Annotated in this window: 17 protein-coding genes; 4 read left to right on the forward strand and 13 right to left on the reverse strand. The window is 69.5% G+C overall.

The features are described 5' to 3' along the window. Positions 1–135: 135 nt before the first annotated feature. From ABC271_RS00985 to rpsF, 6 genes are all read right to left on the reverse strand, one after another. Positions 136–567, reverse strand: coding sequence for a cupin domain-containing protein (locus ABC271_RS00985; RefSeq protein ID WP_412923057.1), 432 nt, complete (start codon positions 565–567; stop codon positions 136–138). Continuing rightward, positions 560–1885: an amidohydrolase family protein gene (locus tag ABC271_RS00990; protein ID WP_412923058.1), complete on the reverse strand. Its 1326-nt coding sequence runs from the start codon at positions 1883–1885 to the stop codon at positions 560–562. Before ABC271_RS00990 ends, ABC271_RS00985 begins: the two co-directional genes overlap by 8 nt. 91 nt (positions 1886–1976) lie before the next feature. After that, a complete protein-coding gene (gene rplI, locus ABC271_RS00995; RefSeq protein ID WP_138177627.1) occupies positions 1977–2429 on the reverse strand; it encodes a 50S ribosomal protein L9 in 453 nt (150 codons plus the stop codon). A gap of 10 nt (positions 2430–2439) precedes the next feature. Then, positions 2440–2694, reverse strand: coding sequence for a 30S ribosomal protein S18 (rpsR, locus tag ABC271_RS01000; protein ID WP_013584646.1), 255 nt, complete (start codon positions 2692–2694; stop codon positions 2440–2442). A gap of 101 nt (positions 2695–2795) precedes the next feature. After that, entirely contained in the window at positions 2796–3305 is a 510-nt protein-coding gene (locus tag ABC271_RS01005) for a single-stranded DNA-binding protein (RefSeq protein ID WP_412923059.1), read from the reverse strand. A gap of 5 nt (positions 3306–3310) precedes the next feature. Next, positions 3311–3703 carry a 30S ribosomal protein S6 gene (gene rpsF / locus ABC271_RS01010; protein WP_412923060.1) on the reverse strand — a complete coding sequence of 131 codons (393 nt, stop codon included), beginning with the start codon at positions 3701–3703 and terminating at the stop codon, positions 3311–3313. A gap of 201 nt (positions 3704–3904) precedes the next feature. Between rpsF and ABC271_RS01015 the strand changes: the two genes are divergently transcribed. Beyond that, positions 3905–4999, forward strand: coding sequence for a hypothetical protein (locus ABC271_RS01015; protein ID WP_412923061.1), 1095 nt, complete (start codon positions 3905–3907; stop codon positions 4997–4999). 120 nt (positions 5000–5119) lie between these two features. Here the strand turns inward: ABC271_RS01015 and ABC271_RS01020 are convergent, their stop codons facing one another. The 6 genes from ABC271_RS01020 to ABC271_RS01045 form a co-directional block, all read right to left on the reverse strand. Then, positions 5120–6811: a dipeptide ABC transporter ATP-binding protein gene (locus ABC271_RS01020; protein WP_412923062.1), complete on the reverse strand. Its 1692-nt coding sequence runs from the start codon at positions 6809–6811 to the stop codon at positions 5120–5122. After that, the gene (locus tag ABC271_RS01025) at positions 6808–7872 is read right to left on the reverse strand and encodes an ABC transporter permease (RefSeq protein ID WP_412923063.1); all 1065 of its coding nucleotides are present in this window, start codon (positions 7870–7872) and stop codon (positions 6808–6810) included. The genes ABC271_RS01020 and ABC271_RS01025 overlap by 4 nt, the downstream gene beginning before the upstream one ends. 1 nt (position 7873) lies before the next feature. Continuing rightward, positions 7874–8947 (reverse strand): ABC transporter permease, encoded by a 1074-nt coding sequence (locus ABC271_RS01030; RefSeq protein WP_412923064.1) that lies wholly within the window; start codon positions 8945–8947, stop codon positions 7874–7876. 66 nt (positions 8948–9013) lie between these two features. Then, the gene (locus tag ABC271_RS01035) at positions 9014–10645 is read right to left on the reverse strand and encodes an ABC transporter substrate-binding protein (RefSeq protein ID WP_412923065.1); all 1632 of its coding nucleotides are present in this window, start codon (positions 10643–10645) and stop codon (positions 9014–9016) included. 437 nt (positions 10646–11082) lie between these two features. Further along, entirely contained in the window at positions 11083–11832 is a 750-nt protein-coding gene (locus ABC271_RS01040; protein WP_412923066.1) for a 3-hydroxybutyrate dehydrogenase, read from the reverse strand. 5 nt (positions 11833–11837) lie between these two features. After that, positions 11838–13193 (reverse strand): MFS transporter, encoded by a 1356-nt coding sequence (locus ABC271_RS01045; protein WP_412923067.1) that lies wholly within the window; start codon positions 13191–13193, stop codon positions 11838–11840. Between the two features lie 104 nt (positions 13194–13297). Between ABC271_RS01045 and ABC271_RS01050 the strand changes: the two genes are divergently transcribed. Together ABC271_RS01050 and ABC271_RS01055 are read left to right on the forward strand one after the other, a co-directional pair. Next, positions 13298–14251, forward strand: a complete 954-nt coding sequence (locus ABC271_RS01050) for a LysR family transcriptional regulator (protein ID WP_412923068.1) — start codon at positions 13298–13300, stop codon at positions 14249–14251. A 56-nt stretch (positions 14252–14307) separates the two neighbouring features. After that, entirely contained in the window at positions 14308–15369 is a 1062-nt protein-coding gene (locus tag ABC271_RS01055; RefSeq protein WP_412923069.1) for an LLM class flavin-dependent oxidoreductase, read from the forward strand. Between the two features lie 187 nt (positions 15370–15556). On the opposite strand, the gene ABC271_RS01060 is transcribed toward ABC271_RS01055, so the two are convergent. Continuing rightward, positions 15557–16498: an ATP-grasp domain-containing protein gene (locus ABC271_RS01060; RefSeq protein ID WP_412923070.1), complete on the reverse strand. Its 942-nt coding sequence runs from the start codon at positions 16496–16498 to the stop codon at positions 15557–15559. Positions 16499–16627: 129 nt separating this feature from the next. On the opposite strand from ABC271_RS01060, the gene ABC271_RS01065 reads away from it, so the two are divergent. Then, positions 16628–17458, forward strand: coding sequence for a class I SAM-dependent methyltransferase (locus ABC271_RS01065; protein WP_412923071.1), 831 nt, complete (start codon positions 16628–16630; stop codon positions 17456–17458). Positions 17459–17544 lie beyond the last annotated feature (86 nt).

Genomic DNA, 17544 nt, shown 5'->3' on the forward strand with positions numbered 1-17544 from the left:
GACGGGAGGACTTCCGCGCGGCGGAGGACCGTTCGCCTCCGCGCGGTCCTCCCCTCGCCGAATCTCCTCCCCCACCCCAGGATCACGGGCCTGGATGCCATGCGTCCCGCGCCGAAGGAGGGCCTGGCGTGAAGCTCAGTCGGCCAGGCGCCAGTCGTCGAAGCTGAACCCGGGCGAGACCAGGCAGCTCACGACCGCCTCGGCGTCGTCGACGAGCCGCGCGGACTGCCACACACCCGCGGGGACGGTGGCCTGCAGCCGCTCCCCCGCGGCGAGGTCGGCGCCGAGCACCACGGCGCCAGTGAGTTCCGGAGAGAGTTCATCGCCGCCGAACGACAACTCGAGCCGACCGGGGCCGTGCCACAGCCACACCTCGTCGCTCGTCACGACGTGCCACGCGCTGTGCTCCCCCGGGGTCAGCAGATAGTGGATCAACGTCGCCGCGGGACGCTGGCCTGCGGCGGTGTCGACCGCATACGTCCCGGTCCACATGCGGCGGAACCATCCGCCCTCGGGGTGCTGCTCGAGGTCGAGCAGTCGGGCGGTGGCGGGACGGTCGTCAGTCACGGGACACTCCGGTCTCTCGGGTGAAGGCGGACGAGGCGAAACGCGCGTCGCCGTCGATGAAGGTCGCGGCCGCGCGGCCGGCCCCATCGACGACGAGATGCTCGAGCATGTCGTCGGCCGCGGCGGCGGGGATGTCGAAGAATGCGAGGTCGGCGACGGCCCCGACGGCGAGATACCCGGTGCGCTGAGGTCCGGTGTCGAGCCCCATCGCGTGAGCTCCCCCGAGCGTCGCGGCGCGCAGCAACAGCGCGGCCAGGTCGCGGTTCGCGTACCCCTGGTGACGGGCGAGACGGTGCAGTTCCGCGACGTCGGCGAGGAGGTCGAGTGACGGAGACGATGACAGCGAGTCGGTCCCCACCGCGATCGCATTGCCCTCGACGAGGTACGCGGCGACCGGCGGCTCGTCGAGACCGATCACGGCGTTCGACCGCGGGCACAGCGCCACCGTCGTTCCGCGCAGACGCAGCGTCGCGCGGTCGCGGGCGGTCATGTAGACGCCGTGGGCGATGTGGCAGTCGGGTCCGAGGACGCCGAGCTCGTCGACGAACTCCGTCGCTCCGGTGCCGAAGCCCTCATCGCGCAGCGCCTGGAAGCTCGCGGGCCGCCGCTCGCGCCACGGCAGCGCCTCGCCGTGCTCGCGCTCGAACGCGGCCTCGCCGAGGTGGATGTGCAGGCGACTCCCCCGCTCTCGCACGATGTCGGGGATCTCGAGCAGCGGCTCGACATCGAGCGAGTACGGCGCGTGCGGCGACAGCCCCGTGCCCGGAGGTGACGGCAGGGCATCCAGTCGCGCCTCGATCTCGGCCCTCCCGCGCTCCGCCCACGCCTCGTTGGTCCAGCTCATCACCTCCCAGTAGGTGATGCCGTGCAGCCCGGCGTCGTGCAGCGCCGACGCCGCCTCGACGTCGGTGACGATGTCGGCCACGGCGGTCGTGCCGGCGGCGATCATCTGTGCTGCGCCGGCCTTGGCATCCGCCGCCCAGTCCAACCCCGACTCGTAGACCGGCTGGAAGGCCGCGGCCCACTCCTCGAATCCGCGATACGACCCGCGGCCGACCTCGGCCATGCCGGTGTACTGCAGGTGCGAGTGGGCGTTGACGAGACCCGGGGTCAGCAACCCGGGCCACCGCACCTCGTCGAACTCGACGCCGCGCTGGCGCAGCTCGTGCCGCACCCATTCGCGGTCGCCGACGTGGCGGATACGGCCGCCCGCGACGGCGATCGCCCCGTCCACGATCGGCGGAGCGGTGATCGGAACGACGAGGGATGCCGAATACAGCACGACCCGCGGGCGCCCGGGTGCGCGATCGACGGTCATGCCGCTCAGCCTAGGAGCCGCAGATGACGGTCGTGCAACGCAGAACGGCCCCGGTCCGCCGAAGCGGGACCGGGGCCGAATCTGGAGCGAATTACTTCGCGGCGACCACCTGGAGGGTGATCACGGCGGTGACGTCGTCACGCAGGCGAACGGTCGCCTCGTGCTCGCCGACCGACTTGATCGAGGAGGTGATCTGGATCTTGCGCTTGTCGAGCTCGCCCAGGCCGGCAGCCTTGACGGCGTCAGCGACGTCGCCGGTCTTGACCGAACCGAACAGGCGACCCTCAGCACCGGCCTTGACGGCCAGCTTGACGGTGGTCGACTCGAGCGAGTTCTTCAGGGCCACGGCGTCTTCGTGGTCGTGGATCGCGCGGGCTTCGCGAGCGGCGCGAATCGACGCCACCTGCTTCTCGCCACCGCGGGACCAGGACACAGCGAAGCCCTGGGGGATGAGGTAGTTACGGGCGTACCCGTTCTTGACCTCGACAACGTCACCGGCGCTACCGAGCCCGGTGACCTCATTCGTGAGAATCAGCTTTGCCATCGGGTGCTCCTTAGCGGCCGGCGCCGGCGTAGGGCAGGAGAGCCATCTCGCGCGCGTTCTTGATGGCGCGGGCGATCAGGCGCTGCTCCTGCACGGAGACACCGGTGATACGACGGGCGCGGATCTTGCCGCGCTCCGAGATGAACTTGCGGAGGGTGGCGACGTCCTTGTAGTCGATGACGCCGACGCGGATCGCCTTCGCGGGGGCTGCGTTCTTCGCGCCCTTCCGCGGCTTGCGGCGGTCGCCAGTGGCCTTTCCAGCCATGCTTCCTTCTTTCGTGTGGGTTCGGATGCCGGGGGCTCTTGCGGGGCCCGGGCTCGGCATCCGGAATTTCAGGGGTCGTCACGCCGTGAGGCGTAGCGAGATCAGAACGGGGTGTCGTCTCCGTAAGAACCGGGAGTGCTCCACGCATCGGCGCCGCCCTGGCTCGACCCGGGGGTCGACCACGGCTCGTCGGCGCCCTGCTGCACCTGCTGGCGCGGCGCGCCGCCGCCACCGCCGCCGCCCGAAGAGGCGGCACGGGTGACCTGGGCGGTCGCGTAGCGGAGCGAGGGGCCGATCTCGTCGACCTCCAGCTCGATCGAGGTGCGGTTGTTGCCTTCGCGGTCCTGGTACGAGCGCTGCTTCAGGCGACCGGTCGCGATGACACGGGAACCCTTCGTCAGCGATCCGGCGACGTGCTCGGCGAATTCGCGCCACACCGAGGCGCGCAGGAAGAGCGCCTCGCCGTCCTTCCACTCGTTCGCCTGACGGTCGAACGTGCGAGGGGTCGACGCGATGGTGAAGTTCGCCACCGGCAGCCCGCCCTGCGTGTACCGCAGTTCAGGGTCGGCCGTGAGGTTCCCCACGACGGTGATGACGGTTTCGCCGGCCATCGTCGTTACTTCGCAGCCTTCTCGGCGGACTCGACATTGCGGGGAGCGGCAGCCTTGCGGGCGGCCTTCTCCTCGGAGCGCTTCGCCTCGGCGGCAACCTGGGCGATGGCTTCCTCGGCACGGAGGACCTTGGTGCGCATGATCTGCTCGCTCAGCTTCAGCTGGCGGTCGAGCTCCTGCGTGGCCTCGCTCGTGGCGGTGAAGTCGACGACGGCGTAGATGCCCTCGTTCTTCTTCTTGATCTCGTAGGCCAGACGGCGGCGTCCCCAGACATCCACCTTCTCGATGGTTCCCCCATCGTTGGTGATGACCTTGAGGAACCCGTCGAGCTTCGGAGCGACCTGGCGCTCGTCGACCTCGGGGTCGAAGATGACCATGAGTTCGTACTGGTGCGTCACTAACCCACCTCCTTCGGACTAGAACGGCTGACGGGCATTTCCCGGCAGCAGGAGGGTGTGGTGCACGTCGTCTCGGGCTTACACGCGCATGGGCGTCGCCAGACAACCTTCGTAGTCTAGCGGATGCCACGCTCCCCCGCGGAACCCGTCCTCACCGGCATCCCTCCGCGTACTCGGCATCCCGCTCGGTAGCGTGGGGACATGAGCCGCATGCCCCTGGACACTTCGGCCCTGACCGCCCCCGTCGACCGTGCCGCCGTCCGCGCGTTCACCGCGCAGCTGCGCCGGGAGGGGAAGCTGACGAGCGCCGTCGTCACCACGATCGGGTTCGTGCTGGTCGGGGGCATCATCCTCGTGGCCGCCACCCTGATGGCATCCGTCGTGAGCTTCGGGCTTCTCGCCGACAACGGGCGGCCCAGCCCCGTGGGCATCGGCTTCCTGCTCTTCTTCGTCGCGGTGGTCGCGCTGGTCGGCTACGCGCTCATCGTGCTGTTCCGCGGCCGCGCGACACGTCGTTACCGCCTCGCGCACTTCGCCGAGGCGAATGGGTTGACGTGGTTCCCGGCCGTCCCGAACCCCGACCTGCCCGGCATGATCTTCAGCGAGGGCCACGACCGCGAGGCCACCGACGTCGTGCACGGGCCGCGCCCCCGATGGGTCGAGGTCGGCAACTACACCTACAAGACCGGCTCGGGAAAGAGCGAGCAGACGCACAAGTGGGCGTACGTCCAGCTGCGGCTCGACACCCCGCTCCCCCATATCGTCCTGGATGCCGTGGGCAACAACGGCCTGTTCGGGGCGTCGAACCTGCCGACGACGTTCTCGCGCGACCAACGACTCAGCCTCGAGGGCGACTTCGACCAGCATTTCGCCCTGTATTGCCCGAAGGGATACGAGCGCGACGCGCTGTACCTGTTCACGCCCGACGTCATGGCGCGGTTCATCGACAACGCCGCGGCCCTCGACGTCGAGATCATCGACGACCGGCTGTTCCTCTATGCGCGGCGCGAGCTGTCGACGCTGGACCTCGCGACGTGGGAGTGGATCTTCAGCACGGTGGATGCCATCGACGACAAGCTCGGACAGTGGGCGCGGTGGCGCGACGAACGGCTCGCCGCGACGCCGGCGCCGGCGCCGGTGGCATCCGGGATTCCGTTGCTGACTCCCCCGCCGGTCGGCGTGGCGCGCGAGGGCCGCCGGCTGCGCCGCGGGTTCTCGTGGATCACCGCGGTGTTCATCGTGCTCGGCGTCGGCTGGTGGCTGTTCACCGTGCTCTCCGACACGTTCCTCCGCTGAGCGCCGAACGTCAAAGTTCTCGTGCCGAACTCCTGAGTTCTCGGGCCCAACCGGCGTTCTGGGCACGACGCGGCCCGCCGAGCCACGAGAACTCAGGAGTTCAGCCCGGCCGACGAGGCGTCAAGCGCCGCGCGTCGACCGCCACAGCTCGCGACGGGCTTCTTGCGCGATCGGGTCGGGCACAGGCAGGGATGCCAACAGCCGCTTCGTGTAGTCGTCGCGGGGCTCCGTGAGCACCTGCACGGTCGTGCCCTGCTCGCGGATCACGCCCTGGCGCAGCACCACGACGCGGTCTGCCACCTCGTCCACGACCGCGAGGTCGTGGCTGATGAAGAGGCAGGCGAACCCGAACTCCCGCTGCAGCTGCGCGAACAGCTGCAGCACGCGGGCCTGCACGGACACGTCGAGAGCCGAGGTCGGCTCGTCGGCGATGAGCAGCTTCGGGTCGAGCGCGAGCGCCCGTGCCAGCGACGCGCGCTGGCGCTGACCGCCGGACAGCTCGTGCGGGTAGCGGTCGCCGAACGCGGTCGGCAGCTGCACGGCATCCAGGAGCTCGTCCACCCGCGCCCGCGCGGCCCGCGCCCCAGACGCGCGCCGGTGCACGAGGAGCGGCTCCGCGATGCACTCCGCGATCGTGAGGAGCGGGTTGAAGCTCGTTGCCGGGTCCTGGAACACGAAGCCGATGTCGGGCCGGGTCTTGGCGAGCGTGCGGGGCTTCGCGCCGCGCATCTCGGTACCGAGTACCTTCAACGAGCCGCCGACGACCGAGGTGAGCCCGACCATCGCGCGGCCGATCGTGGTCTTTCCCGAACCGGACTCCCCCACCAGACCGAGCACCTCGCCGGGTCCGATCCAGAAGTCCACGCCCTTCACGGCGATGACGCCCGTCGCGCCGAAGCGGCCGGGGTAGCCGATCTCGACCTTGTCGGCGACGACCAGGCTGCCCTCGGGCGGAGCCGTCGGCGCCGGGGTGTCGAGCGACTGCTGCGCGCTCTTGCCGCGGCCGACATGCGGCACGGCGGCGAGGAGCTCGCGCGTGTACTGCTGCTGCGGCGCCGCGAACAGCTCGCGCACCGGCGCCTGCTCGACGATGTCGCCGCGGTACATCACCACGACACGGTCGGCGAGGTCGGCGACCACGCCCATGTTGTGGGTGATGAGCACGATGGTCGCGCCGAACTCGTCGCGGCACGTGCGGAGCAGTTCGAGGATCTCGGCCTGCACCGTGACGTCGAGGGCCGTGGTCGGCTCGTCGGCGATGATGAGGCCGGCGTTCAGCACGAGCGCCATGGCGATCACCACGCGCTGCTTCTGCCCGCCCGAGAACTGGTGGGGGTAGTCGTCGACGCGCTTCTCGGGATCGGGGATGCCGACACGGCGCAGGATGTCGACGGCCTTGGTCTTCGCTTCGGCTTTCGAGAGCTTGCCGTGCGCGCGCAGACCCTCGGCGATCTGCCATCCCACGGTGAAGACGGGGTTCAGTGCCGTGGACGGCTCCTGGAACACCATCGCCGCGTCGCGCCCGCGCATCGCGCGCAGCTGCGCGTGCGTGGCGTGCACGATGTCGGTCTCCTCGCCCTCACGGCCGCGCACGATCACTGCGCCCGAGAGCGTCGCCGTCTCCGGCAGGAGCCCGAGCAACGTGTTGGCTGTCACGGTCTTGCCCGAGCCGGACTCGCCGACGATCGCGAGCACCTCTCCGGAGTGGGCCTCGAGCGAGATGCCGTTGATGGCGGCGACGGGCGCCCCGTCGGTCGCGAAGGCCACCCGCAGATCGTCGATGCGGGCGACGGATGCGGCGGTGCCGGTCATGAGGGGCTCCCGTCGGAAGGGGCGGATGCCGGGGGTCCGGCGGGGGCGACGGTCGCCGACGTCGTCGCGGGGGCGGGGTCGACGGCCGTGATCGGCGCCGGAGCGCGTCCGGCGCGGCGACGCGTGCGCAGGCGCGGGTCGCTCAGGTCGTTGAGGCTCTCACCGACGAGGGTGATGCCGAGCACCGCGAGCACGATGGCGACGCCCGGCGGGATGGCGGTCCACCAGATTCCGCTCGTGACGTCGCTCACCGAGCGGTTGAGGTCGTAGCCCCACTCAGCCGCGGCGGTCGCCTCGATGCCGAAGCCGAGGAAGCCCAGGCCCGCGAGGGTCAGGAGCGCCTCTGACGCGTTCAGCGTCACGACGACGGGGAGCGAGCGGGTCGAGTTGCGCAGCACGTGGCGCAGCAGGATGCGCGCCGTCGGCACGCCGATCACGCGGGCCGACTCGACGAACGGCTCGGCCTTCACGCGCACCACCTCGGCGCGGATCACGCGGAAGTACTGCGGCACGAACACCACGGTGATCGAGATCGCGGTGGCGAGGATGCCGCCCCACAGCGTCGATTGCCCCTTCGTGATCGCGATCGACATGACGATGGCCAGCAGCAGCGACGGGAACGCGTAGATCGCGTCGCACAGCACCACGAGGACGCGGTCGATCCAGCCGCCGAAATAACCGCTGACCAGGCCCAGGAAGATGCCGAGGAAGATCGAGAAGGCGATCGCGCACAGGATCACCAGGAGCGCCGTCTGCGCACCCCAGATCACGCGGGACAGCACGTCGTACCCGCCGACCGTGGTGCCCAGCAGGTTGGTCGCGTTGGGAGCCTGCTGCGTGCCGAACTTCACGCCGTCGGCTTCCTGCTGCGCGAAACCATAGGGCGCGAGAAGGGGCGCGAGGAGCGCCGTGAGCACGAACACGGTCGTGATCACGAGACCGATCACGAGCATCGTGCGCTGCAGGCCGACACTGCGGCGCAGGTGCGAGATGACCGGCAGGCGGTCGCGCAGCGGGACCTTGCGCGCGGTCAGGGCCGCGGGGGTCGTGGCATCCGTCATGTCAGTACCTCACTCGCGGGTCGATGATCGCCGCGATGACGTCGACGAGGAAGTTGGTGAAGGCCACCAGCACGGCGATCATGACGACGATGCCCTGCACGGCGACGAAGTCGCGCGCCTTCAGGTATTCGCTGAGCATGAAGCCGAGGCCCTTCCACTCGAACGTGGTCTCGGTGAGCACCGCTCCCGACAACAAGAGCGCGATCTGCAGACCGATCACCGTGATGATCGGGATGAGCGCGGGGCGGTAGGCGTGCTTGGTGACCAGGCGGTACTCCCCCACGCCGCGCGAGCGCGCCGAGGTGACGTACTGCGCGCCGAGCGTGCCGATGACGTTGGTGCGCACGAGCCGCAGGAAGATACCCGCGGTCAGGATGCCGAGCGCCAGACCGGGCAGGATCGCGTGGATCAGCACGTCACCAACCGCGGCGCCGTCGCCGAGGCGCAGGGCGTCGAGCAGGTAGATGCCGCTCGGGTTGTCGAGGCTCGCGAGCTTCAGCTCTGTGCGCGTGTTCGCGCGGCCGGCGACCGGCAGCACGCTCAGCCACACCGAGAACACGAGCTTGAGCAGGAGTCCGACGAAGAAGATGGGGGTCGCGTAGCCGAGGATCGCGCCGATGCGCAGCACCGCGTCGGGCCAGCGGTCGCGCCGGTAGGCGGCGAGCAGACCGAACGGGATGCCGATCAGCAAGGCCACGATCAGCGCATAGATCGCGAGCTCGAGCGTGGCCGAGCCGTACTGCAGCAGGATGCCGATGACCGGACGGTTGTCGGTGATCGTCGTGCCGAAGTCCCCGCGCAGGATGCCGCCGATGTACTCGAAGTACTGCACGTAGAGCGGACGGTCGTACCCGGCTGCGGCGATGCGTTCGGCCAACTGCTCGGGTGGGAGGCGCCCGCCGAGGGCCGCGGTGATCGGATCGCCGGTGACCCGCATGAGCAGGAACACCACGGTCACGAGGATGAAGACCGTCGGGATGATCAGCAGGAGTCGGACGAGGATGTAGCGCCAGAGGCCGCCGCCTTTCGGGGCGACGGGCGCGGCGATGACGGGGGCGTCGACGGCGGTAGCCATGGGAACCTAACGGGAAGAACGCGGCGGGTGCCCGGCCCCGCGAGGGACCGGACACCCGCCTCGTGATTACTTGTGCAGCGGGGCGTAGCGGAACTTGAAGGACCCGTCGAGGACGGCACCCTCCACGCTCGAGCCGACGATCGCGACCTGCTTGCCCTGGAGCAGCGGCAGCGTCGACAGGTCGGCCGCCACGGCGTCCTGAATCTCGCCGATCTCCTGCTCACGCGTGGCCTTGTCGGTCTGCGTGGCCTGGTCGATGAGCATCTTCTGGACGTCGGCGTTGTCGTAGTGGTTGCCGAGGAAGTTGTCCAGCGAGAAGAACGGGGTCAGGTAGTTGTCGGCATCCGAGTAGTCCGGGAACCAGCCGAGCTGGTACGCGGGGTACACGTCGGCCGTGCGGTCCTTGCTGTACTGCACCCACTCGGTCTGCGCGAGGTTGACGGTGAACAGGCCGTCCTTCTCGAGCTGCGCCTTGATGGCGGCGTACTCGTCACCCGACGAGGGGCCGTAGTGGTCGCCGTTGTACTGCAGGTTGAGGGTGACGGGCGTCGGAACGCCGGCGGCCTCGAGCGTCGCCTTGGCCTTGGCGGCGTCGGGCATGCCGCTGCCGTCGCCGTAGAGACCCTTCAGCGCCTCGTTGGCACCGGCGAGACCCTGCGGAACGTAGGAGTAGAGCGGCGAGTAGGTGTCCTTGTAGACGTCGGTCGCGATGGCCTGACGGTCGATGAGGTCGGCCGCCGCCTGACGCACGGCGAGCGACTTGGCCGCGTCGGCCTCGGGCGTGGTGGCGCCGAAGGGCATCGTGTCGAAGTTGAAGACGATGTAGCGGATCTCGCCACCGGGGCCGTCCACGACCTTCACCGCGTCGTTCGACGACAGGTCGGCGATGTCGGTCGCGCTGAGGCTGCGGAACGCAACGTCGATCGCGCCGGACTGCACGTCGAGCTTGAGGTTGGACGCGTCGGCGTAGTACTTCGCCGAGATGCCGCCGTTCTCGGGCTTGGGCAGCGAGCCCTGGTAGTCGGCGTAGGGCACGTACGAGATGAGCTCGTTCTGCTTGTACGAGTCGATCGTGTACTGTCCGGCGAACGCCTTGCCCTCGACGATGGTGTCGTCGGGCGTCACCGAATCGGCGGAGAACACTTCTTCGTCGACGATCGGCGCGGCGGGGCTCGACAGGATCTGCGGCCAGACCTGGTCGTTGCCGTTCTTGAGCGTGAAGACGACGGTGGTGTCGTCGGGCGTCGCGATGCTGTCCAGGTTTCCGAGGAGCGACGACGGGCCGTTCGGGTCGGCGATCGTGACCTGACGATCGAACGAGAACTTCACGTCCGACGACGTGAGGTCGTGACCGTTGGCGAACTTCAGGCCCGACTTGAGCTTGACGGTGTACTCGGTCGGCGAGGTGAACTCGCCCGACTCGGCGATGTCAGGCGTGACGTCCGACGTGCCGTACTGGCTGTTGAGCAGGAAGGGGTAGACCTGGTTCATCACGGCGAACGAGCCGTTGTCGTACGAGCCGGCCGGGTCGATCGAGCTGATCTTGTCGGTCGTACCGACGACGAGCGGCTCGGTGGAGCCGCTGTCGGATCCCGTGTCCCCGCCGCCGGCGGAGCAGCCCGCGAGAACGAGTGCCGAGGCGCCGAAAGCGCCGAGAGCGAGGCCGAGACGGCCTCGACCACTGTGGTGCAGTGTCATTGAGTTACCTCTGCTGTGAAGTGTCGATAGCGACAAGTGCCGCCGTCCTTCGGACATCTTTGTCGTCGGCAGGCCACACACCAACTCTTGGCCTGTGTTTTTACGATAACGAAACCTCGGAAATCTTCCGGTCCCCCGGATGACGGTTCGGACTTGTTCCGGGCGGGAGCGCTCCCTGCTGCGTTTTCGGGCCAGGCCCGGGGGACCGTGGACGGCGGTGGGCGGCGTCCGGCGGCATCCAACGGCGTCCAACGAGCCAAACTCCTGACTTTCGTGAACCGGCGCGCCGCCGGCGTCGGCGCGAGGCCCGGCTTCAGGGGCCGCGCGACCCCCGAGCGGCGACATCCGGCGGCCTCGGCCCCGAAAACTCAGGAGTTGAGACCAGCGAGGGCGCGTCCGCCGCGCCGGATTCCAGAGCCGGCCGCACCCCGTGCCACTCAGTGCGCCGACCAGCCGCCGTCCATCACGTAGCTCGTCCCGGTGACCATTCCGGCATCCGGTCCTGCCAGCCACAGCGCGAGCGACGCGACCTCGGACGGCTCGACGAGCCGCTTGATCGCGGCATCCTTCAAGAGCACCGTCTCGAGCACCTCGGACTCCGGGATGCCATGCGCCCGCGCCTGATCCGCGAGCTGTTTCTCGACGAGCGGCGAGCGCACGTACCCGGGGTCGATGCACACGCTCGTGACGCCGTGGCGGGCGCCCTCGAGCGCCGTGGTCTTGGACAGCCCCTCGAGTCCGTGCTTCGCCGTGACGTACGCGGACTTGTATTCCGATGCGCGTATACCGTGCACGCTGGACACGTTTAGCACCCGACCGAACCCGCGCTCGTACATCCCGGGCAGCGCTGCCCGGATCAACAAAAACGGTGCCTCGAGCATCAGCCGCAGCATGAACGAGAAGCGTTCGGGCGCGAAGTCCTCGATCGGACTCACGTGCTGGATGCCGGCGTTGTTGACGAGGATGTCGACGTCGAGGGTCAGGTCGGCCAGGGCCGCCGTGTCCGAGAGGTCGACCGCCCACGCGCGGCCGCCGATCTCGGCGGCGAGGGCTTCGGCACCCTCGGCGTTGAGATCGGCGACCGTGACGGTGGCCCCGGCCTCGGCGAACGCTCGGGCGATCGCCGCCCCGATACCGCTGGCGCCACCCGTGACGAGGGCGCGGCGTCCGCTGAGGTCGATGCTCATGGTTCCTACTTCCCCCGCGCGGCGTCGGCGGCGTCGATGGCACGCAGCGAGATGCCGCGCGTCTCCTTCAGTGACAGTACGGCGACCGACGTCAGCACGCAGGCGATCACGATGTAGATCGCGATGGGCAGCCACGAACCGAAGTCACGCAGCCACTGCGTCGCGAGGATCGGCGCGAGCGAACCGGCGAGGATCGCGGTGACCTGGGCCCCGAGCGAGACGCCCGAGTAGCGCATGCGCGTCGGGAAGAGCTCCGCCATGACCGCCGGCTGCGGCGCGTACATGCCCGCGTGGAACACCAGACCGATCGACACGGCCGCGACGATCACGACGGGGTTGAGCGTGTCGAACATCGGGAAGGCGAAGAACGCCCAGGTCGCGCTGAGGATCGCACCGGCGAGGTACACGGGCTTGCGGCCGATGCGGTCGGCGAGACGGCCGAGTGGGGGGATCACGGCGAAATGGATGACGTGGGCGATCAGGAGCGCGAGGAGCAGCTGACTCGTGTCGTACGAGTGCACGAACTTCAGGTACACGATCGAGAAGCTGACGACGATGTAGTAGACGATGTTCTCCGCGAAGCGCACGCCCATCGCCTGGATGACACCCTTCGGGTAGCGGCGCAGCACCTCGACGACGCCGAACGAGGTCGCCTTCTCCTGCTCGACCTGCTTCTTGGCCTCGAGGAAGATCGGCGCCTCCTCGACGTGCGTGCGGATGTAGAAGCCGACGAGCACGATCACGGCCGATAGCCAGAACGCGACGCGCCAGCCCCAGTCGAGGAAGGCGGCGGGCGTGAGGATGAACGACATCACCAGCAGCACCGTGGTGGCCAGCAGGTTTCCGACCGGAACGGCGGCCTGCGGCCAGCTCGCCCAGAACGCGCGGGAACGGTCGGGGCTCTGCTCGGCGACGAGCAGGACGGCACCGCCCCACTCACCGCCGACCGCGAAGCCCTGGATGAAGCGGAGGGCCACGAGCATCGCGGGCGCCCAGTATCCGACGGAGGCGAAGCCGGGGAGGCATCCCATCAGGAAGGTGGCCGCGCCGACGATGATGATCGTCGCCTGCAGCGTGGGCTTGCGGCCGAAGCGGTCACCGATCTGCCCGAAGACGATGCCGCCCAGCGGGCGGGCGACGAAGCCGACGGCGTACGTGACGAACGCGGCGATGATGCCGTCGAGCGGCGAGCCCGACGACGGGAAGAAGAACGTGCCGAACACCAGGCTCGCGGCCGTGGCGTAGAGGAAGAACTCGTACCACTTCACGACGGTGCCGGCCATCGAGGCGGCGACGACGCGGCGGATCTTGCTGGTCGAGATTTCGGGGGAGGCGCTGCGCTGCGCGGTGGGGGATTCCATGCTGCTCCTTCGGTGTCGACGGTGACATCCGGAGACGAGTCTGCGTCGAGGTGCGGATCGCGGCAATGCCCAGAGCTGCCGACCCGGTGTGCAGAATTGCACACATGGATGCCACGAACGTCCGCGCCGACGACCTCCTCATGCTCCTCGCGGTGGCGCGCACCGGTCGCTACACCGCCGCCGCGCAGATCCGCGGCGTCGACCACACCACCGTTGCCCGGCGCATCGCGGCGCTCGAGGACGCCCTCGGCGGACGCGTCGTCGCCGCGTCGGCCCGCGGCTGGGAGCTGACAGCGCTCGGTCAGCACGCCGTCGAGACGGCTGGGCGCATCGAGGCCGCGATGTCGCGGTTGTCGGGTGGGGGAGAGGAGCCGGACCCCGTGTCGGGCGTCGTGCGGATGTCCGCGACCGACGGATTCAGCGCGTACGTGGCTGCTCCCGCCATCGCGACGTTGCGGCAGCGGCATCCGGAGCTGTCCGTCGAGATCGTGGCCACCCAGCGCCGCGCCGCCTTGCACCGGCCCGGCCTCGACCTGGAGGTGGTCGTGGGGGAGCCGCAGACGTCGCGCGGCACGGCGACGCGCCTCGGCACCTACACGCTCGGCATGTACGCCTCGCGCGCCTACCTCGAGCGTGAGGGGACGCCGCGGGATCTCGCCGAGCTCGAACAGCACCGGCTCGTGTATTTCGTCGACTCGATGCTCCAGGTCGAGGCGCTGGACCTCCCGCGACGGCTCGTTCCGCGTATGCGCGACGGCGTCACGTCGACGAACGTGTTCGTTCACGTCGAGGCGACGCGGGTAGGTGCCGGAATCGGCATGCTTCCGTGTTTCGCCGCCGACCGGCATCCGGATCTCGTCCGCCTGCTGCCCGATCTCGTCGCCGAACGGCTGGCGTACTGGATGATCGTCCGCGCGGACTCGCTGCGCATTCCCGCCGTTGCGGCCCTGTCGGAGGCGCTGCGCGCGCAAACTGTGGCCGCACAGCCCATGCTCGACGGGGCATATACGGTTGTCAGGGTAGGTGCCGGGGTGAGGCGGGCCCACGCGTCGTCGTGACGCAGCGTTGCGAACGGGGGAGCCACGCATCCGCCACGCGGGTGAGGATGGATGCCATGACCTCCCCCCAGCGCGTGCGATTCGGCTACTGGACCCCGATCTTCGGCGGGTGGCTCCGTAATGTCGATGACGAGCAGACCCCCGTGTCGTTCGCGCACATCGCCGAGATCGCGCGGGCGGCTGAGGAGGGCGGCTTCGATCTGACGCTCATCCCCGAGCTGAACCTCAACGACATCAAGGGCGTCGAGGCGCCGTCACTCGACGCGTGGGCCGTGACCGCGGGGCTCGCGGCGGTGACGTCGACGCTCGAACTGCTCGCGGCCGTACGACCGGGGTTCCACAGCCCGTTCCACACGGCGAAGCACGCCGCGACCATCGACGAGATTAGTGGCGGCCGCTTCACGCTGAACGTCGTCTCGGCGTGGTGGGCCGAGGAGGCGAAGCAGTACGACGGGCTGTTCAGCTCGCACGACGACCGCTACGCCCGCACGATCGAGTGGGTCGAGGTGCTGCGCGGCCTGTGGACGCAGACGCCGTTCGCCTACGCGGGGGAGTACTACCGCACCGAGGGCACGTACCTCGAGCCGAAGCCGCGCGTGATCCCTCGGCTGTACGCGGGCGGCGAGAGCGAGGCTGGTCGCACCGCGATCACGCGCTTCGCCGACGCGTACCTCACCCACGGCGGCACGCTCGACGAGCTCGAGACGAAGGTCGCCGACATGCGGCGCCGCCGCGCGGAGGCCGGGGCTGCGCCGTTCGAAGCGTTCGGCATGGCGGCGTACGCCATCGTCCGCGACACCGAAGAAGAGGCCCAGGCCGAGATCGACCGGATCACCCACGTGCGCGGGGGAGCGGCCTACGGCTCGTACCAGGAGTTCGTGAGCAAGTCGAAGCTCGATACCCCCGTCGACCTCAAGGAGTATTCGGTCTCGAACCGCGGCCTGCGCCCGAACCTCGTCGGCACGCCCGACCAGGTGGCCGATCGCATCGTCGCGTTCGCGAATGTCGGCGTCTCGACGCTGCTGCTGCAGTTCTCGCCGCACCTGCCCGAGCTGCAGCGTTTCGCCGCCGAGGTTATCCCGCGCGTCCGTCGACTCGAAGCGCTGCGCGACGGCTGACGCCCGGCGCGCTCCGACGTTCGGCGCGACCCGGCCCTCGGCGCGAACCCGACGTTCGGTGTCCACGACACGCGGGTCGGGTGCCGCGGCATCCGCGTGTCTTGGACATCAGCGGGGATGCTGAGGCGCCTGCTTCCGCGGGGACGCTCTCAGCGGCCACGCCGGGCCCCGGCTCGCCCTGTGCAGCTCAGCCGAGCGCCCCCACCGCCTCGTGCGGGAGTAGCGCGCCGAGCCAGCGCGCGATCTCGCGCGGTCCGGAGCGCGGAGCGGATGCCTCGACATCGGGGTTGTAGTTGGTGTTGGTGTTCACGTCGTAGGTGACGACACGGCCGTCGCGGGTCTCGATGAACTCGATACCGGCCACGCCGATGCCCTCGGCCGCAAGGAAAGCGAGGTAGCGGTCGATGATCGCGGGGTCGACGTCGTCGCGGAGACGGAACAGCGGCTCGGGCTCGACGCCGTCGGCACCGGGGACGGCGCACGCTTCGGCCGGACACAGCTCGAAGCTGCCCGCGCTCGTGTCGACCCGGACGGCGTAGACGAACTCGCCCCCGACGAACTCGACGCGCGTGATGAACGGCGCGCGGGCGGCGAGAAGTTCTTGCAGCAGGGTGATGCCGTCGGGGGAGGGCTCGAAGTCGGGGCCGTCGACCCAGGCCGCGAACTCGTCGTGCGTCTCCCACCGGCGGACGCCCAGGCCCTTGCCGCCCTGGTTGTGCTTGCTGATGAACGGCGCCTCGAACTCGCGGGCCTTCGCGACCAGCCCGGCCCGCCCGAACACCGCAGACGTGCGCGGAACCTCGACGCCGGCGTGCCTCAGCGCCGCATGCTGCGCGACCTTGCTGACCTCGAGCTCGAGCACGTCGGCACCGTTCACGACCGTGCGTCCCCACGAGGCGAGCCACCGCAGCACGGCGCGACCGTACTCTTTGCTCGCCGCGTGGTCGCGCGTGTGCGCCGAGGCGCTGAGCCGCGACCAGAACACGCCCTCCGGGGGCTCGACGCACAGATCGATGGAGCCGTCGGTCAGCAGCCACTCCTCCAGCGGAACGCCCTCCGCCTCGAAAGCTGCCTGAAACGGCGGAAGCCACTGGGGGTTCTCATGGATCACGTACACGCTGCCCGACATTCCGTCAGGCTAACCCGGGCCTCCGACAGCGGGACAGGTCGTCGTCACGCGCGGTCACGACGGACGCGGACTGGGGAATTGGCATCCGGATCTGTATCGTGACAAGGCTGTACGGCCGGAAGGGATGCCATGACCACCGAGTACATCGACGCGAACCGCGCCAACTGGAACGAGCGTGCCACGCTGCACGCCGCCCGCGACGGGTCGGGCTACGGCGTGCTGCGGTACGTCGAGGATCCGGCCGCCCTCAGCGACGTCGTGCGGTTCGATCAGCCGCTCCTCGGCGACCTCAGCGGGGTCCGCGCGGTGCACCTGCAGTGCCACATCGGCACCGACACGCTGTCGCTCGCGCGCCTCGGTGCCCGCGTGACGGGCCTGGACTTCTCCGAGAACGCCGTCGCGGAAGCCCGGCGCCTCGTCGCCGAGACCGGGGATGACGTGGACTTCGTGCAGTCCGACGTGCGGAAGGCGGCAGAGGTGCTGCCGAAGGGAGCGTTCGACCTCGTCTACACCGGCATCGGCGCGCTGTGTTGGCTGCCGTCGATCACGGAGTGGGCCGGGGTCGTCGCCGACCTGCTCGCGCCGGGCGGCACGCTCCACATCCGCGAGGGGCACCCCGTGCTGTGGTCGATGAACGAGACGCTCCCCGGTCTCACGCTCGCCTTCCCCTACTTCGAGCAGCCCGTCCCTCTGGAATGGGATGACGACAGCACCTACGTCGAGGTGTCGGCACCGCTGCAGTCGACCCGCACGTACGAATGGAACCGGGGCCTCGGCGAGATCGTCACGGCGCTGCTCGACCGCGGGCTGCGGATCGACGCTCTGGTCGAGCACGACAGCGTGCCGTGGGAGGCGCTCCCGGGCCGCATGACCCTGCGGCCCGAGGGCGAATACGCCCTCACCGAGCAGCCGTCGGTCATGCCGCTGAGCTACACGATTCGGGCCTCGAAACCGGCCTGAGCGGGCGTAGGGTCCCCGGCGGGCGGAGGAGTGTCAAGACCCGCGGGGCCCCGGACGGGCCCGTGGGAGGGTGCCGGAATGGAACG

It is taken from the genome of Microbacterium canaveralium, assembly GCF_047238045.1.
Lineage (GTDB): Bacteria > Actinomycetota > Actinomycetes > Actinomycetales > Microbacteriaceae > Microbacterium.

Bases quoted from the DNA above. Each gene is read 5' to 3' on its own strand.
- rplI (WP_138177627.1), bottom strand. From the start codon at position 2,429: ATGGCAAAGCTGATTCTCACGAATGAGGTCACCGGGCTCGGTAGCGCC.
- ABC271_RS01055 (WP_412923069.1), top strand. From the start codon at position 14,308: ATGACCTCCCCCCAGCGCGTGCGATTCGGCTACTGGACCCCGATCTTC.
- ABC271_RS00990 (WP_412923058.1), bottom strand. From the start codon at position 1,885: ATGACCGTCGATCGCGCACCCGGGCGCCCGCGGGTCGTGCTGTATTCG.
- ABC271_RS01015 (WP_412923061.1), top strand. From the start codon at position 3,905: ATGAGCCGCATGCCCCTGGACACTTCGGCCCTGACCGCCCCCGTCGAC.
- ABC271_RS01065 (WP_412923071.1), top strand. From the start codon at position 16,628: ATGACCACCGAGTACATCGACGCGAACCGCGCCAACTGGAACGAGCGT.
- ABC271_RS01060 (WP_412923070.1), bottom strand. From the start codon at position 16,498: ATGTCGGGCAGCGTGTACGTGATCCATGAGAACCCCCAGTGGCTTCCG.
- ABC271_RS01005 (WP_412923059.1), bottom strand. From the start codon at position 3,305: ATGGCCGGCGAAACCGTCATCACCGTCGTGGGGAACCTCACGGCCGAC.
- ABC271_RS01050 (WP_412923068.1), top strand. From the start codon at position 13,298: ATGGATGCCACGAACGTCCGCGCCGACGACCTCCTCATGCTCCTCGCG.
- ABC271_RS01030 (WP_412923064.1), bottom strand. From the start codon at position 8,947: ATGGCTACCGCCGTCGACGCCCCCGTCATCGCCGCGCCCGTCGCCCCG.
- rpsR (WP_013584646.1), bottom strand. From the start codon at position 2,694: ATGGCTGGAAAGGCCACTGGCGACCGCCGCAAGCCGCGGAAGGGCGCG.
- ABC271_RS01035 (WP_412923065.1), bottom strand. From the start codon at position 10,645: ATGACACTGCACCACAGTGGTCGAGGCCGTCTCGGCCTCGCTCTCGGC.
- ABC271_RS01025 (WP_412923063.1), bottom strand. From the start codon at position 7,872: ATGACGGATGCCACGACCCCCGCGGCCCTGACCGCGCGCAAGGTCCCG.
- ABC271_RS01045 (WP_412923067.1), bottom strand. From the start codon at position 13,193: ATGGAATCCCCCACCGCGCAGCGCAGCGCCTCCCCCGAAATCTCGACC.
- ABC271_RS01040 (WP_412923066.1), bottom strand. From the start codon at position 11,832: ATGAGCATCGACCTCAGCGGACGCCGCGCCCTCGTCACGGGTGGCGCC.
- ABC271_RS01020 (WP_412923062.1), bottom strand. From the start codon at position 6,811: ATGACCGGCACCGCCGCATCCGTCGCCCGCATCGACGATCTGCGGGTG.